Below are 14436 nucleotides of genomic sequence, written 5' to 3'. Positions count from 1 at the left end.
TGGTCAGCGAGTCGACCTGCTGGTGCAGAGCCTTGATCTCATTACGGCTGGGCACGCCCAGGCGCGAGATGGCGCTGTTCAGGCGCTTGTCGAAGGCCTCTTCCAGCTCGCTCCACTTGCCCAGCGCACGGTCCTTGACGCCCGACACCCGCGAGTTGGTCGACGACTTGGCGCTTTCGGCCACGTCTTCAGCGGTTTTCTTCGCCTGCTTCTCGGCCTTTTCGCCATCCTTCACCAGCGAATCGAACAGCTTCGGACCATCCTGGTCGACCTTGGAGTAGATACCCAGGCCAGCCAACCAGATCTTGCGGGAGTACTTCTCGATTCCGCCGATCCAGGAGCTGCCTTCTTTCTCGGTGTTCTTCTTGCCAGCCATCCTGCTCTCCTTATGGTTTGTGCGCGACGCGCTCGAGCAGCTCGTGCAGCTGTTCAAGCTTGATGGACAACGCCTCAACGTCATGTTTAGACGGAATGCCGAGGCGATTCAAGGCGCGACCGACACGGGCGTCGAAGGCTTTCTCGATTTTGTCCAGTTGGACCTCGACCTTGCCGCGTACCCGGCTGACTTCCTGGGTGGCTTCGTCAAGATGGCCGTTGGCCGCCTCGAGCTCCTTGCCCAGGCGCTTCTTGCCGCGTTTCTCGACGCCTTCGCCGGCCTTCACCAGCTCCTTGAAGTAGTCGGAACCTTCCTGGCCGACGCGGGCGTAGGCACCGATGCCCGCCAGCCAGATCTTGCGGGCGTAGCCGCGCACCTCGCCCAGGGTACTGCCTTGGGCGTCGTCTTTCTGCTTGAGATTCACTTTGGCCATGCTCTGCACCTCATGCTCGTTCAAGGGGAGGGAGGAACTGCCCTGGGAGGCAGGGCTTGAGCGTGAAGGTAGGCGGAAAAATTAGAATCCTCACCCTAAGGTGGGGTCATGCAGCGTTTGCGTTTGCGTGGGAGCGGGCTTGCCCCGCGATAGCTATTGCCCGGGCTGGCGCTATCGCGGGGCAAGCCCGCTCCCACAATAACTGCTCCCACAAGGCCCGCGCCCGCAAACAGCAAGGAGCGCGCAGTGTCAGGCCAGCGCCTTGTCCAGCGCCCGCTCGATCTCGCCCTTGATGCTGCCACTCATCATCGACAGCATCATGCCCAACTTCAGCTCGACGCGGATGGTGTCCTCGCCGATGTGCACGCTGCCGTTGGCGCCGCTGCGCGTCACATCGACGCGGTCGCCGTTCCAGGTGGCCTTGAGGTCGTATTCGCGGGTCAGCTTGTCGACCAGCGCCTCGGCCTTGGCACGGGCGGCATCACGGCCGAGGGAGTGTTTGCGTTCGACGCTGATCTGGGTCATGCGGGTGTTCCTGGATATGAAGACATAATCACCATTATGCCCGCCCCCTCTGCATGACACACCCCGCCAAGACAAATCCGCCCGCAGCCCCTAGAATGGCCGTAATTTTTTTCTGGTGAAGCGATATGACCGACCAGCGCAAAGGCGACCACGCCGAACCCACTACTCACTTCGGCTACCAGGACGTGCCCGAGAGCCAGAAGGCGAAGAAAGTCGCCGAGGTGTTCCACTCGGTGGCCGCCAAGTACGACCTGATGAACGACGTGCTGTCCGGCGGCATGCACCGCCTGTGGAAGCGCTTCACCATCGAGCTGTCGGGTGTGCGCAGCGGCAATCGGGTGCTGGACATCGCCGGTGGCACCGGCGATCTGGCCGCCAAGTTCTCGCGCCTGGTCGGCCCGACCGGCCAGGTGGTGCTTGCCGACATCAACGACTCGATGCTCAAGGTCGGCCGTGACCGCCTGCTTGATCGCGGCGTGGCCGGCAACATCGAGTTCGTCCAGGCCGACGCCGAGAAGCTGCCGTTCCCGGACAACCATTTCGACTGCGTGACCATCGCCTTCGGCCTGCGCAACGTGACCCACAAGGACCAAGCCATCCGCTCCATGCTGCGGGTGCTCAAGCCCGGTGGCCGCCTGTTGATCCTGGAGTTCTCCAAGCCGACCAACAAGCTGATGTCCAAGGCCTACGACGCCTACTCGTTCGCCTTCATGCCGCTGGCCGGCAAGCTGATCACCAACGACTCGGAAAGCTACCGCTACCTGGCCGAATCGATCCGCATGCACCCCGACCAGGAAACCCTCAAGAGCATGATGGTCGAGGCCGGCTTCGACCGCGTCACCTACCACAACATGACCAGCGGCATCGTCGCCGTGCACCGGGGGATCAAGCCCTGATGCTCCTGGCCGGCCTGCTCGCCAGCGCCGAGCACGGGCTCAACCGTGTCCTGCGCCTGGACAGCACCGCCCTCCCGCGCCTGGCGGCGTTGGAAGGCCGGGTGATCGAGATCGACTGCGTGCAGCCGGCCCTGAAGCTGTTCGTGCTGCCCGACGAGGAAGGCCTGATGCTCGCCGCCCACTGGGAGAGCGAGGTCGACTGCACCCTGCGCGCCCCCGCCGGGCGCCTGGCGCAGCTGGCCCTGGCCAAGGACAAGACCGCCGTGCTGCACAGCCCCCAGGTCGAACTGCATGGCGACAGCGCCGTGCTGCTCAACCTGTTCGGCATCCTGCAGGACCTGCAACTGGACTGGGAATACGAGCTGCAGCGCTGGCTGGGCCCGGTGCCCACCGCGCTGATCGCCGGCCACCTGCGCCTGCGCGCGCGCTGGACCCGCCAGGGCCTGGCGCGCTTCGGCGAAAACCTCTCCGAGTACCTGGCCGAGGAATCCCGTACCCTGGTCGGCAAACGCGAAGCCGAAGCGGCGTTCAGCGAACTCGATGCGCTGAAGGTCGACATCGAACGTCTCGAGGCGCGCCTGCGCCGCCTCGCCCACACTCTTGATACCAGCGATAACGCATGAAGCTGCTCGCCGTCCGCCGTCTGTTGCGCATCCAGCGCGTCGTGATCCGCTACCGCCTCGATGACCTGCTGTTCGAACAGCCCCTGCTGCCCTGGTGGCTGGCCAGCCTGCGCCTGCTGATGCCCTGGCGCTGGCTGCCGCGCAAGCCCCTGGAGCTGAGCCGCGGCGCGCGCCTGCGCCTGGCGCTGCAGGACCTGGGACCGATCTTCATCAAGTTCGGCCAGTTGCTCTCCACCCGCCGCGACCTGCTGCCCACCGACATCGCCGACGAGCTGATGCTGCTGCAGGACCGGGTGCCGCCGTTCGACCCGCAGCACGCCGTGGCGCTGATCGAGGAACAGCTCGGAGCGAAGGTGGGTGAGGTGTTCAGCCGCTTCGACGTCGAGCCGCTGGCCTCGGCCTCGGTGGCCCAGGTTCACGCCGCGCGCCTGAAGAGCGGCGAGGAAGTGGTGGTCAAGGTGGTGCGCCCGGGCCTCAAGCCGATCATCGCCCAGGACCTGGCCTGGCTGTTCCTGATCGCCAAGGCCGCCGAGCGTGCCTCGGCCGATGCCCGCCGCCTGCACCCGGTGGAGATCGTCGGTGACTACGAGAAGACCATCTACGACGAGCTCGACCTGCTGCGCGAGGCGGCCAACGCCAGCCAGCTGCGACGTAACTTCGAAGGCTCCGAGCTGATGTACGTGCCGCAAGTGTACTGGGACTTCTGCCGGCCCAAGGTGCTGGTGATGGAGCGCATCTATGGCGTGCCGGTCACCGACATGGCCACCCTGGCCGACCAGCGCACCGACATGAAGATGCTCGCCGAGCGCGGCGTCGAGGTGTTCTTCACCCAGGTGTTCCGCGATAGCTTCTTCCACGCCGACATGCACCCGGGCAACATTTTCGTCAGCACGGTCAAGCCTTGGAGCCCGCAGTACATCGCCATCGACTGCGGCATCGTCGGCAGCCTCACCTCCGAGGACCAGGACTACCTGGCCCGCAACCTGATCGCCTTCTTCAAGCGCGATTACCGCCGCGTGGCCCAGCTGCACATCGATTCGGGCTGGGTGCCGGCGCAGACCAAGGTCAACGAGTTCGAGGCGGCGATCCGCACCGTGTGCGAGCCGATCTTCGAGAAACCCTTGAAGGACATCTCCTTCGGCCAGGTGCTGATGCGCCTGTTCCAGACCGCCCGGCGCTTCAACATGGAAGTCCAGCCGCAGCTGGTGCTGCTGCAGAAGACCCTGCTCAACATCGAAGGCCTGGGCCGCCAGCTGTACCCCGACCTCGACCTGTGGAGCACCGCCAAGCCGTTCCTCGAGCGCTGGATGCGCGAACGCATGAGCCCGAAGGCGGTGATCGGCAACCTGTACAGCCAGGCCGAGCAACTGCCGCACCTGGCCGACATGACCCGCGACCTGCTCGAGCGCCTGTCGCAACCGCATCTGCACGACGCGCAACTGCCCGAGCGGCGCCGCGCCGGCGACAACTGGGCGCTGCGCCTGCTCGGCGCCGGCCTGCTCGGTGGCGGCGCCACCCTGGCGGCCGGTGCCGTCAGCCTCAGCGCCCCGGCCGCCTGGCCGGCGTGGCTGATGCTGGCCGCCGGCCTGTACCTGATCGTGCGCCGATAGCCAGCCGCGCCGCCGGCTGGCACACTAGCGCAAAGGGGCCCGGTACGGGAGCGGGCCCGGTTTGGAGTCGACGATGAAAGACTGGCTGGACGAGATCAAGTGGAACAGCGATGGCCTGGTGCCGGCGATCGCCCAGGACCACAAGACCGGGCGCGTGCTGATGATGGCCTGGATGAACCGTGAATCCCTCGCCCTGACCGCCGCCGAGCATCGCGCCATCTACTGGTCGCGCTCACGGGGCAAGCTGTGGCGCAAGGGTGAAGAGTCGGGCCATGTGCAGAAGCTTCACGAAATGCGCCTGGACTGCGACGCCGACGTGATCATCCTGATGGTCGAGCAACTGGGCCATATCGCCTGCCATACCGGCCGCGAAAGCTGCTTCTACCGCGTCTTCGAGGACGGCCAGTGGAAAACCGTCGACCCGGTCCTGAAGGATCCGGACGCCATCTACAGCGCAGGACACTGACATGAGCGACACCCTGAACCGCCTCGCCGAGGTGCTGGAGGAACGCAAGCACGCGGCGCCGGACAGCAGCTACGTGGCCAGCCTGTATCACAAGGGCCTGAACAAGATCCTCGAGAAGCTCGGCGAAGAGTCCATCGAGACCATCATCGCCGCCAAGGATGCCGCCGCCAGCAAGGATTACAGCGATGTCATCTATGAGACCGCAGACCTGTGGTTTCATAGCCTGGTCATGCTCAGCGCGCTGGGCCAGCATCCGCAGGCGGTGCTTGATGAGCTGGAGCGTCGGTTCGGGTTGTCCGGGCATGACGAGAAGGCTGCGCGTCAGCCTTCTGCCTGAGATTTCAATTCCCCTGTGGGAGCGGGTTCACCCGCGAACCAGGCGCCGCGGTGCATGGCAAGGGCTTCGCCCTTGTTCGCGGGTAAACCCGCTCCCACAGGGTCCTGCAAACCCTCTGGAAGCCAGTTCGGCTCCCGCCGACAGACACATCTTTTCAGGAGCTTGAAATGGGCATTTTTGACTGGAAACACTGGATCGTCCTGCTGGTCGTCGTGGTGCTGGTGTTCGGCACCAAGAAACTGAAGAACTTCGGCAGCGACCTGGGCGAATCGATCAAGGGCTTCCGCAAAGCCATGAACGAAGAAGAAACCAAGCCCGCCGAGCAGACCCCGCCGCCGGCGCAACCGGTTCCGCCGGTACAGAACACCGCGCAGCAGGCCCAGGGCCACACCATCGAGGGCCAGGCCCAGCCGGTCCAAGAGCCACAGCGGAAAGACTGACCCATGTTCGGCATCAGTTTCAGCGAGCTGCTGCTCGTCGGCCTGGTCGCCCTGCTGGTGCTCGGCCCCGAGCGCCTGCCGGGGGCCGCGCGCACCGCGGGCCTGTGGATCGGCCGCCTCAAGCGCAGCTTCAACGCGATCAAGATGGAGGTCGAGCGCGAGATCGGCGCCGACGACATCCGCCGCCAGCTGCACAACGAGCATATCCTGCAGATGGAGCAGGAGGCCAAGCGCATCCTCAATCCGCTGACACCACCGGCGCAGCCGCCGGCCAGCGCTGAAACGCCCGCCACACCCGCCGTCGAAGCCGCCCCCGCGCAGCCGACCGCGACGCCACCCTCCGAGCCGCCCCAACCGCCACGAGCCCCATGAGCGAGAATCCGGAACATGACCAGCCGATGCCGCTGGTTTCGCACCTGACCGAACTGCGCACCCGCCTGCTGCGCTGCGTCGCCGCCATCTTCCTGATCTTCGCCGGGCTGTTCTCCTTCGCCCAGCAGATCTACACCCTGGTCTCGGCGCCGCTGCGCGCGCACCTGCCGGCCAACGCGACGATGATCGCCACCGACGTGGCCTCGCCGTTCCTCACGCCGTTCAAGCTGACCATGATCGTCTCGCTGTTCCTGGCGATCCCGTTCATCCTGCAGCAGATCTGGGGCTTCATCGCTCCCGGTCTGTACCGCCATGAAAAGCGCATCGCCATCCCGCTACTGGTATCGAGCATCTTCCTGTTCTATGCCGGCATGGCCTTCGCCTACTTCCTGGTGTTCCCGCTGATCTTCGGCTTCTTCGCCAGCGCCACCCCCGAGGGCGTGTCGATGATGACCGACATTTCCAGCTACCTCGACTTCGTCATGACCCTGTTCTTCGCCTTCGGCGTCGCCTTCGAGATCCCGGTGGCGGTGGTGCTGCTGGTGTGGATCGGCGTGGTCGACGTGCAGTACCTGAAGAAGATCCGCCCGTACGTGATCATCGGCTGCTTCGTGGTCGGCATGATCCTCACCCCGCCGGATATCTTCTCCCAGACCCTGCTGGCCGTGCCCATGTGGCTGCTGTTCGAGGTCGGCGTGCTGTGCGGCAGCCTGATCCGCAAGCGCAGCCACGAGCCGGACGCAGCGAACAACGACCACAACGACCAGCCGCCTGCGACCCAACCGTGAACCTGTTGCTTCTTGAAGAGGCCGACTTCGTGTCGGCCGACCGTGTCGTCCTGGCTGATCGCCGCTTCACCCACATGCAGGAGATCCACCGCGTGGCGGTGGGCGACAGCCTGCGCGTCGGGCGCATCGGCGGCCTGATGGGCAAGGCCGAGGTCATCCGCCTTGAAGGGCATGAAGCCGAACTGCGGGTGGCTTTCGACCAGCCACCGCCGGCCAAGCTGCCACTGACCCTGGTGCTGGCCGTGCCGCGGCCGAAGATGCTGCGCCGGCTGTTCCAGACGGTCGCCACCCTGGGCGTGCCGCGGCTGATCCTGGTCAACAGCTACAAGGTTGAAAAGAGTTTCTGGCAGACCCCGTTCCTCCAGCCTGAAACCATCCGCGAAAACCTCATTCTCGGCCTGGAGCAGGCCCGCGACACGGTGCTGCCGGAAGTGATCATCGAGAAGCGCTTCAAGCCCTTCGTCGAAGACCGCCTGCCCGCCATCGCCGAAGGCTCCCTGGGCCTGGTCGGCCATCCCGGCCCCTACCCTGCCTGCCCACGCGCCGTGGAAGGCCCGGTAACCCTGGCGATCGGCCCCGAAGGCGGCTGGATCCCCTACGAGGTCGAGTTGCTCGGCAAGGCCGGCCTGGCCCCGGTGCAACTGGGCGACCGCATCCTGCGGGTGGAAACGGCGGTCACCGCCCTGCTTTCGCGGATTTTCTGACAACAGGGTCAGGTTTTCACCATCAAGTTTCCCCGCCCCCCGCCGATGGCCTGTGCAACAGAACAATAATCCGCACTGCCACGCGCCGGGGAGTCGTCTATGTACCGTTGGTTTGCCCAGTCACTGGGAAATGTAAGCGTCAATCGCAAGTTGGGGATCGGCTTCGGCCTGGTGCTGCTGCTCACCCTCGGCATCACCTTCACCGGCTGGCTGGGCATCGACAGCGTCACCAGCCGTGGCGACAAGCTCGGCAACATCTCGGTGATCCACCAGTACACCCAGGACCTGCGCCTGGCCCGCCTGGGCTATGAGCGCAACCGTGACGACGCCGCCGTGGCGGAACTGGAAAAGGCCCTGGCCAATCTCGAGCGCCAGGTGCAGTTCATGCTCGGCCAGATCGAGCTTCCCGGCGACCGTGAGCGCCTGAACAAGCAGCAGGATGCCGTGCGCCAGTACCAACAGGCCTTCACCGAACTCAAGCAGGCCGGCCAGCGCCGCGAGGCCAGCCGCGCCACCCTGGGCGACAGCGCCGACAAGGCCGCCGAGCTGATCGGCAAGGTGCAGCAGCGTCTGCTGCAGGGCGGTGATATCCAGCAGTACCAGGAAGTGGTGCAGGTCGCCGCCCTGTTGCAGCAGGCGCGTTTCCAGGTGCGCGGCTACACCTACAGCGGCAAGGCCGAGTTCCAGCAGACCGCGCTCGGCGCCATCGACCAGGCCATGACCGTGCTCAAGGCGCTGCCGGGCAAGCTTGCGGCCGAGTTCGCCGCCAGCCTCGACGACGCCGCCAGCGCACTGGCCGCCTACCGCGACGCGGTGAACCAGTTCGGCAACGCCCAGGCCGCCAGCGAGCAGGCGTTGACGCGCATGTCAGCCCAAGGCCAACTGCTGCTGGTCACCAGCCAGGAAATGAGCGTTTCACAAACCACCGTGCGCGACCAGGGCACCCAGCAGGCCAAGACCCTGCTGGCCGGCGCCACCGCCCTGGCCCTGCTGCTGGGGGTGCTGGCCGCCTTCGCCATCACCCGGCAGATCATCGTGCCGCTGCGCCAGACTCTCGCCGCCGCCGAACGCGTAGCCGGCGGCGACCTGCGCCAGGACCTCAAGGCCGATCGACGCGACGAACTGGGGCAATTGCAGGCCAGCATGCAACGCATGACCCAGGCCCTGCGCGAGCTGATCGGCGGCATCGGCGACGGCGTGACGCAGATCGCCAGCGCCGCCGAGGAACTGTCGGCGGTCACCGAGCAGACCAGCGCCGGGGTCAACAACCAGAAGGTCGAGACCGACCAGGTCGCTACAGCGATGAACGAGATGGCCGCCACCGTCCAGGAAGTGGCGCGCAACGCCGAGCAGGCCTCGGAGGCGGCGCTGATGGCCGACCAGCAGGCCCGTGAGGGCGACAAGGTGGTGGGCGAGGCGATCAGCCAGATCGAGCGCCTGGCCGGCGAGGTGGTCAACTCCAGCGAGGCGATGAGCCAGCTCAAGGCCGAGAGTGACAAGATCGGCAGCGTGCTCGATGTGATCAAGTCGGTGGCCCAGCAGACCAACCTGCTGGCGCTCAACGCCGCCATCGAGGCCGCCCGCGCCGGCGAGGCAGGCCGTGGTTTCGCCGTGGTCGCCGACGAGGTTCGCAGCCTGGCCCAGCGCACCCAGCAGTCCACCGAGGAAATCGAGGAACTGATCGCCAGCCTGCAGACCGGCACCGAGCGCGTGGCCAGCGTCATGGACAGCAGCCGCGCCCTGACCGACAGCAGCGTCGAGCTGACCCGTCGCGCCGGCGACTCGCTGGGCACCATCACCCGCACCGTGTCGTCGATCCAGTCGATGAACCAGCAGATCGCCACCGCCGCCGAGCAGCAGAGCGCTGTGGCCGAAGAGATCAACCGCAGCGTGATGAACGTGCGCGACATCTCCGACCAGACCTCGGCGGCGAGCGAGGAGACCGCCAGCTCCAGCGTCGAGCTGGCCCGTCTGGGGACGCATCTGCAAGCTCTGGTCGGACGTTTCAGGCTCTAATTCGCGGCTTGCGGGCTGTAGGCCTTGCCCTTCAGCCTGTAGCGAATTTTCCTACTTGATTTGCAGGTCCAGTCCGACGGACTCCTGGCCGATGAGCAAGAGCCATGGCGGCATTCTGCCCGCCATGGCCTTCTCTCAATTGGACGGAGACCTGCCATGTTCGGATACCTTGACCGCCACCTCGGCAACCTCGGCGTCGGGCTCAAGCTCGCCCTGGGTTTCGCCGTGGTGCTGCTGCTCACCCTGGCCACCACCCTCAGCGGCTGGAGCGCCCTGGACGGCGCCATCGAGCGCTCGGAGCAGCTCGGCGACATCGGCCAACTCAACGACCTGACCCGCGACCTTCGCGCCGAGCGCATCACCTACCGGGTGCTCGCCGACGACGTCAGCAGGACCCGCATCGCGACCATCCTGGAACAGTTGCACGACCGCCTGACCCTGCTGCAGCAACGCAGTGGCGTCGATTCGTCGCGACAGATGCTGAACCAGAAACTGCAGTTGCTGCAGCGCCTGAAGGCCGACTTCGCCACCCTGCAAGGCGCCGTGGACAGCCGCGAAGGCTTGCGTGTGGCGATGCAGGCGCAGGCAGGCGTGCTCGAAGCCGTGATCGACGAGCTGCAGACCCAGGCCTTGCTGAAGCTGCCGGGCGACGGCCGGCAGGGTAGCGTGGTCGGCCTCATGGATACCCTGGGCCGCCATATCGAGTCCGCCAGCCAGCAAAGCCTGGTACCGGCCTATGCCTTCTCGCCCCGGGACAACTTCGCCAGCATGGGCGATGCCGCGCTGCAGGCAGCGAACAGCAGCCTCGGCCAATTGCTGCGGGCCATCGCCCCACTGGAACTGCCCGGCACATTGACCCAACGCCCGCTGGTCGAGCTGGACCGCTACCGCGACGTCTTGCGCCAATACCGCGAGGCCGCGCTCAAGGTCGAGCAGTTGCAGGACGGCATGGAGAAGATGGGCGACGAGCTGCAAACCGTGAGCCGCGAACTGAGCGAACGCAAGGTCGAGCAGCGCGACAACGAGGCCCTGGCCGACCGCTCGCTGCTGACCAGCGTGGCCGTACTGGCGCTGGTGTTCGGCATCCTCGCCGCCTGGCTGATCACCCGACAGGTTACCCAACCCCTGCGCCAGGTGCTGGCCCAGGCGGAGCGCATTGCCCGTGGCGACCTCAGCCAAGTACAGACGGTGCAGCGCCGCGACGAGATGGGCCAGTTGCAGACGAGCATGCGCGAGATGACCTTGAGCCTGCGCGAGCTGCTCGGCGGCATCGACCAGGGCGTCGGTCACCTGTCCCGGGCCGCGACGGTGCTGGCCGGCGCCAGCGTGGACACCCGCGAGCGCATTGGCCAGCAACAAGAGGAGACCGACCAGGTGGCCACCGCCATGAACCAGATGAGCGCCACGGTGCAGGAGGTCGCGCAGAACGCCGAGCAGGCCTCGCAGGCGGCCACCGCCGCCGACCGTCAGGCACAGCTGGGTGACGAGGTGGTGGCCGAGGCGATTGCCCGCATCGAGCAGTTGGCCGGGCAGATGGACCACTGCCTGACGGCCATGGGTCACCTGGCCGGTGAAAGCCAGCGCATCGGTTCGATTCTCGATGTGATCAAGTCGGTATCCGAGCAGACCAACCTGCTGGCGCTTAACGCCGCCATCGAGGCCGCCCGGGCCGGCGAGGCCGGGCGCGGTTTCGCCGTGGTGGCCGACGAGGTGCGCGGCCTGGCCCAGCGCACGCAGCAGTCGACCGAGGAAATCGAACTGCTGATCGACAACCTGCACCGTGGCACCGACGAGGTGACCGGCCTGTTGGACGACAGCAAGCGCCTGACCGGGCAAAGCGTCGAACTCAGCCGCAAGGCCGGCGCCGCGTTGGGGCAGATTACCGAGACGGTGTCGACGATCCAGGGCATGAACCAGCAGATTGCCACGGCCAGCGAGCAGCAAAGCGTGGTGGCCGAGCAGATCAACCGTAGCGTGATCAATGTGCGGGATGTTTCGGAGCAGACGCGGGCGGCCAGTGAACAGACGGCGGTTTCGAGTGGGGAGTTGGAGCAGTTGGGGCAGCAGTTACGGGGCATGGTGGGACGGTTCAATCTCTAAGCCTTGCAGGCGTGCCCAGATCGCCAGGACCTGAAACCAGACCGACGGCTTTGGCTTTGGCTTTGGCTTTGGCTTTGGCTTTGGCGATCAGAAGATTAACACCGCAGCTCACTAGCGACAGCTGCGCCATCCCAGGCGCCGCCCGTAACTTCGCGACTTCAGGAGGCCGAACGCAGGTCTTGCGGAGGGAGGTGACGGGCATGGATGCCCGTCAAGCGCTGCGCCCCAGGATGGGGCGTTCAGCGCGGTCCTCCCGGGAGCAAGGCCGGAGTGAGGGAACCCGGAGCGAAGCGGAGGGCCGGATGAATGGAGCGAGGATTTTTTGGTTCCTTTTTGATCCTTCAAAAAGGAACTCGCCGTAAGGGCGAAAAGGTGACTATGCGTCGACATCGAAAATGAATGCACTTACAACCATTAAAACCAGCGCCGACCGACTTTGACTTTGACTTTGACTTTGACTTTGACTTTTAAAGCATGTGTTTTGAAAGCTATATGCGCATTCATTCGCGATGGTGACGCGAAGTCACCTTTCCGCCCTTACGGCGGGTAACTTTTTGAAGGATCAAAAAGTCACCAAAAAATCCTCGCTCCATTCATCCGGCCCCTACGCTTCGCTCCGGGGTTCCCTCGCTCCGTTCTTGCTCCCGGGAGGACCGCGCTGAACGCCCCATCCTGGGGCGCAGCGCTTGACGGGCATCCATGCCCGTCACCTCCCTTCGCAAGAACTCCGCTCGGCCTCCTGAAGTCGCAATTGGCGTCGCCTGAACTATCGCGCACTTAGAAGCAAGATCAAGATCAAGAGATGAGCGTTTCTTGATTGGAGGGTGGTGTTATTTCAGTGATCAGACCCCTCGCCAACATATAGCAAGAGGCCTGAACAGTTTGACCACATACATTGCACCCACGGTTTACGCAGGTCTAAACACAATCACAGAACTTGCCGCAAGAACGCCTGCGCCCGCACATCCTTCGGCGCAGCAAAGAATTCCTGCGGTGGCGAATCTTCCAGCAACTTCCCATGATCAAAGAACAACACCCGATCCGCCACTTCCCGGGCAAAGCCCATCTCGTGCGTCACGCAGACCATGGTCATGCCCTCCTGGGCCAGGGTCTTCATCACATCCAGCACCTCCCCGACCATTTCCGGATCAAGCGCCGAGGTCGGTTCGTCGAACAGCATCACCTTCGGGTCCATCGCCAGGGCCCGGGCGATGGCCACCCGCTGCTGCTGACCACCGGAGAGCCGCGACGGATACTCGTTGGCCTTCTGCGCGATACCGACCTTTTCCAGCAACGCCCGGGCCTTGGCCTCGCGCTCGGCCTTGTTGCGCTTGCGCACCACCTTCTGCGCCAGGCACAGGTTCTCCAGCACGGTCATGTGCGGGAACAGGTTGAAGTGCTGGAACACCATCCCGACTTCACGGCGATAGGCGTTGATATCGGTCTTCGGGTCGTCCAGCTGCAAACCGCCGATGGACACATGGCCCTCGTCGAAATGCTCCAGACCATTCAGGCAGCGCAGGAAGGTCGACTTGCCCGAGCCCGAAGGCCCCAGCACCACCACCACCTCGCCCTTGGCGACCTGGGTGGTGACGTTGTCCACCGCGCGCACCACCTGGCCGCGGGTGTCGAAGACTTTCAGCAGGTCACGGACTTCAATCACTTTGCGCAAGCCTCCGCTCGAGCCGGCTGGCGATATGCGACAGCGGCAGGTTGATCAGCAGGTACAGGCCCGCCACGCAGAACCAGATCTCGAAGGTCGAGAACGAGGTGGTGATGGCCTCGCGGCCGCTCTTGGTCAGCTCGGTAATGGCGATCACCGACACCAGCGAGGTGTCCTTGACCAGGCTGATGAACTGCCCAGCCAGCGGTGGCAGCACGCGCTTGAAGGCCTGGGGCAGGATCACATGGCGCATGGACTGGGCGCCATTGAGGCCCAACGAACGTGCTGCTTCGTTCTGGCCCTTGGCGATCGACTGCACGCCGGCACGGACGATCTCGGCCACGTAGGCGCCGGTGAACAGCGCCAGCGCCGCCACCCCGGCGAACTCGCGGGACAGGTTGAGCACGGTGCCGATGAAGAAGTAGAAGATGAAGATCTGCACCAGCAGCGGCGTGCCGCGTACCAGCTCGACATACACCGTGGACAGGTCACGCAGGGTGGGATTGCTCGACAGCCGGCACAGCCCGGCGAACAGGCCGATCACCAGGCCCAGGGCGCCGGAGATCACCGAGATCCACAGCGTGGTCCACAGGCCCCAGGCCAAGGGGCCAGCGGCCCAGTGGCGGGTGACGCCAATGGCATCGCCCTCGGCGACGTCGTCACCACGGGCCAGCAGCATGCTGTCCTTGGCCACTTCGACGACCTGGGTGTCGCCGCTCTCATCCTTCAGGGTGACCCGGGCGTTGTTGCCGGTCACCACGATTTCCTCGACCGTGCCCGGGTTGGTGGCACGCTGGGTTTCCTCTGCCTTGTAGGCGAAGTATTGCGGAACACGGTTCCAGCGCCACTCGTAGGAAATCATCGAGGTGGCCAGGTACAGGCTGATCGCCAGGCCCACCAGGACCAGCGCGGTCAGCCCATGCCAGGGCCACTGTGCTTTCTTGTGTTTGATCACTTGGGGTACTTCCACAAAAAAAGAAACGCGCCGGGTGGAGCTTTAGCGGTAGCCCGTGGAGCGTGCGTTGTACTTGCTGGCCTCTTCGCGGGTAAACCCGCTCCCACAGATGTAGCCAAACCCTGTGGGAGC

At 65.1% G+C, this 14436-nt stretch carries 15 protein-coding genes and 2 pseudogenes; 12 read left to right on the top strand and 5 right to left on the bottom strand.

Going from position 1 to position 14436, the window contains the following annotated elements:
* Positions 1-37: 37 nt before the first annotated feature.
* The 3 genes and pseudogenes from AC0MAZ_RS05710 to AC0MAZ_RS05700 form a co-directional block, all read right to left on the bottom strand.
* Positions 38-376, bottom strand: a pseudogene (locus tag AC0MAZ_RS05710) (phasin family protein); the annotation flags it as partial.
* Between the two features lie 10 nt (positions 377-386).
* Positions 387-809, bottom strand: a complete 423-nt coding sequence (locus tag AC0MAZ_RS05705) for a phasin family protein (protein WP_110734707.1) — start codon at positions 807-809, stop codon at positions 387-389.
* A 249-nt stretch (positions 810-1058) separates the two neighbouring features.
* Complete coding sequence (locus AC0MAZ_RS05700; RefSeq protein WP_110734705.1) at positions 1059-1334, bottom strand: polyhydroxyalkanoic acid system family protein; 276 nt, start codon at positions 1332-1334, stop codon at positions 1059-1061.
* A gap of 125 nt (positions 1335-1459) precedes the next feature.
* Here AC0MAZ_RS05700 and ubiE point away from each other — a divergent pair, with 125 nt between their 5' ends.
* The 12 genes and pseudogenes from ubiE (at position 1460) to AC0MAZ_RS05640 (ending at position 11686) form a co-directional block, all read left to right on the top strand.
* Entirely contained in the window at positions 1460-2230 is a 771-nt protein-coding gene (gene ubiE / locus AC0MAZ_RS05695; protein ID WP_203648331.1) for a bifunctional demethylmenaquinone methyltransferase/2-methoxy-6-polyprenyl-1,4-benzoquinol methylase UbiE, read from the top strand.
* Positions 2230-2853 (top strand): ubiquinone biosynthesis accessory factor UbiJ, encoded by a 624-nt coding sequence (locus AC0MAZ_RS05690; protein ID WP_475860566.1) that lies wholly within the window; start codon positions 2230-2232, stop codon positions 2851-2853. Before ubiE ends, AC0MAZ_RS05690 begins: the two co-directional genes overlap by 1 nt.
* On the top strand, positions 2850-4463 hold the full coding sequence (gene ubiB / locus AC0MAZ_RS05685) for a ubiquinone biosynthesis regulatory protein kinase UbiB (protein WP_232856266.1): 1614 nt from the start codon (positions 2850-2852) through the stop codon (positions 4461-4463). Before AC0MAZ_RS05690 ends, ubiB begins: the two co-directional genes overlap by 4 nt.
* A gap of 73 nt (positions 4464-4536) precedes the next feature.
* Entirely contained in the window at positions 4537-4929 is a 393-nt protein-coding gene (hisI, locus tag AC0MAZ_RS05680) for a phosphoribosyl-AMP cyclohydrolase (protein ID WP_050707261.1), read from the top strand.
* Between the two features lies 1 nt (position 4930).
* Complete coding sequence (locus AC0MAZ_RS05675; protein WP_050707262.1) at positions 4931-5266, top strand: phosphoribosyl-ATP diphosphatase; 336 nt, start codon at positions 4931-4933, stop codon at positions 5264-5266.
* Positions 5267-5433: 167 nt separating this feature from the next.
* Positions 5434-5706 carry a twin-arginine translocase TatA/TatE family subunit gene (locus AC0MAZ_RS05670; RefSeq protein WP_028688374.1) on the top strand — a complete coding sequence of 91 codons (273 nt, stop codon included), beginning with the start codon at positions 5434-5436 and terminating at the stop codon, positions 5704-5706.
* A 3-nt stretch (positions 5707-5709) separates the two neighbouring features.
* Positions 5710-6078, top strand: a complete 369-nt coding sequence (gene tatB / locus AC0MAZ_RS05665; protein ID WP_203648339.1) for a Sec-independent protein translocase protein TatB — start codon at positions 5710-5712, stop codon at positions 6076-6078.
* Entirely contained in the window at positions 6075-6866 is a 792-nt protein-coding gene (gene tatC / locus AC0MAZ_RS05660; RefSeq protein WP_203648341.1) for a twin-arginine translocase subunit TatC, read from the top strand. Before tatB ends, tatC begins: the two co-directional genes overlap by 4 nt.
* Positions 6863-7570 (top strand): 16S rRNA (uracil(1498)-N(3))-methyltransferase, encoded by a 708-nt coding sequence (locus AC0MAZ_RS05655; RefSeq protein WP_475860562.1) that lies wholly within the window; start codon positions 6863-6865, stop codon positions 7568-7570. The genes tatC and AC0MAZ_RS05655 overlap by 4 nt, the downstream gene beginning before the upstream one ends.
* 99 nt (positions 7571-7669) lie before the next feature.
* Entirely contained in the window at positions 7670-9586 is a 1917-nt protein-coding gene (locus AC0MAZ_RS05650; RefSeq protein ID WP_475860560.1) for a HAMP domain-containing methyl-accepting chemotaxis protein, read from the top strand.
* Positions 9587-9742: 156 nt separating this feature from the next.
* A pseudogene (locus AC0MAZ_RS05645) lies at positions 9743-10783 on the top strand (methyl-accepting chemotaxis protein); the annotation flags it as partial.
* A 9-nt stretch (positions 10784-10792) separates the two neighbouring features.
* Complete coding sequence (locus tag AC0MAZ_RS05640; protein ID WP_420713656.1) at positions 10793-11686, top strand: methyl-accepting chemotaxis protein; 894 nt, start codon at positions 10793-10795, stop codon at positions 11684-11686.
* Positions 11687-12614: 928 nt separating this feature from the next.
* Here the strand turns inward: AC0MAZ_RS05640 and AC0MAZ_RS05635 are convergent.
* The gene (locus AC0MAZ_RS05635; protein ID WP_186716283.1) at positions 12615-13349 is read right to left on the bottom strand and encodes an amino acid ABC transporter ATP-binding protein; all 735 of its coding nucleotides are present in this window, start codon (positions 13347-13349) and stop codon (positions 12615-12617) included.
* On the bottom strand, positions 13342-14304 hold the full coding sequence (locus AC0MAZ_RS05630) for an amino acid ABC transporter permease (RefSeq protein WP_475860558.1): 963 nt from the start codon (positions 14302-14304) through the stop codon (positions 13342-13344). Before AC0MAZ_RS05630 ends, AC0MAZ_RS05635 begins: the two co-directional genes overlap by 8 nt.
* Between the last annotated feature and the right edge of the window lie 132 nt (positions 14305-14436).

The organism is Pseudomonas sp. A (assembly GCF_056270345.1).
The sequence above is the reverse complement of the archived record's forward strand: the minus strand, read 5'-3'. Positions and strand labels throughout refer to the sequence as shown.

Bases quoted from the DNA above. Each gene is read 5' to 3' on its own strand.
- tatB (WP_203648339.1), top strand. From the start codon at position 5,710: ATGTTCGGCATCAGTTTCAGCGAGCTGCTGCTCGTCGGCCTGGTCGCC.
- AC0MAZ_RS05670 (WP_028688374.1), top strand. From the start codon at position 5,434: ATGGGCATTTTTGACTGGAAACACTGGATCGTCCTGCTGGTCGTCGTG.
- AC0MAZ_RS05690 (WP_475860566.1), top strand. From the start codon at position 2,230: ATGCTCCTGGCCGGCCTGCTCGCCAGCGCCGAGCACGGGCTCAACCGT.
- AC0MAZ_RS05675 (WP_050707262.1), top strand. From the start codon at position 4,931: ATGAGCGACACCCTGAACCGCCTCGCCGAGGTGCTGGAGGAACGCAAG.
- AC0MAZ_RS05705 (WP_110734707.1), bottom strand. From the start codon at position 809: ATGGCCAAAGTGAATCTCAAGCAGAAAGACGACGCCCAAGGCAGTACC.
- AC0MAZ_RS05650 (WP_475860560.1), top strand. From the start codon at position 7,670: ATGTACCGTTGGTTTGCCCAGTCACTGGGAAATGTAAGCGTCAATCGC.
- AC0MAZ_RS05640 (WP_420713656.1), top strand. From the start codon at position 10,793: ATGGGCCAGTTGCAGACGAGCATGCGCGAGATGACCTTGAGCCTGCGC.
- tatC (WP_203648341.1), top strand. From the start codon at position 6,075: ATGAGCGAGAATCCGGAACATGACCAGCCGATGCCGCTGGTTTCGCAC.
- ubiE (WP_203648331.1), top strand. From the start codon at position 1,460: ATGACCGACCAGCGCAAAGGCGACCACGCCGAACCCACTACTCACTTC.
- ubiB (WP_232856266.1), top strand. From the start codon at position 2,850: ATGAAGCTGCTCGCCGTCCGCCGTCTGTTGCGCATCCAGCGCGTCGTG.
- AC0MAZ_RS05700 (WP_110734705.1), bottom strand. From the start codon at position 1,334: ATGACCCAGATCAGCGTCGAACGCAAACACTCCCTCGGCCGTGATGCC.
- hisI (WP_050707261.1), top strand. From the start codon at position 4,537: ATGAAAGACTGGCTGGACGAGATCAAGTGGAACAGCGATGGCCTGGTG.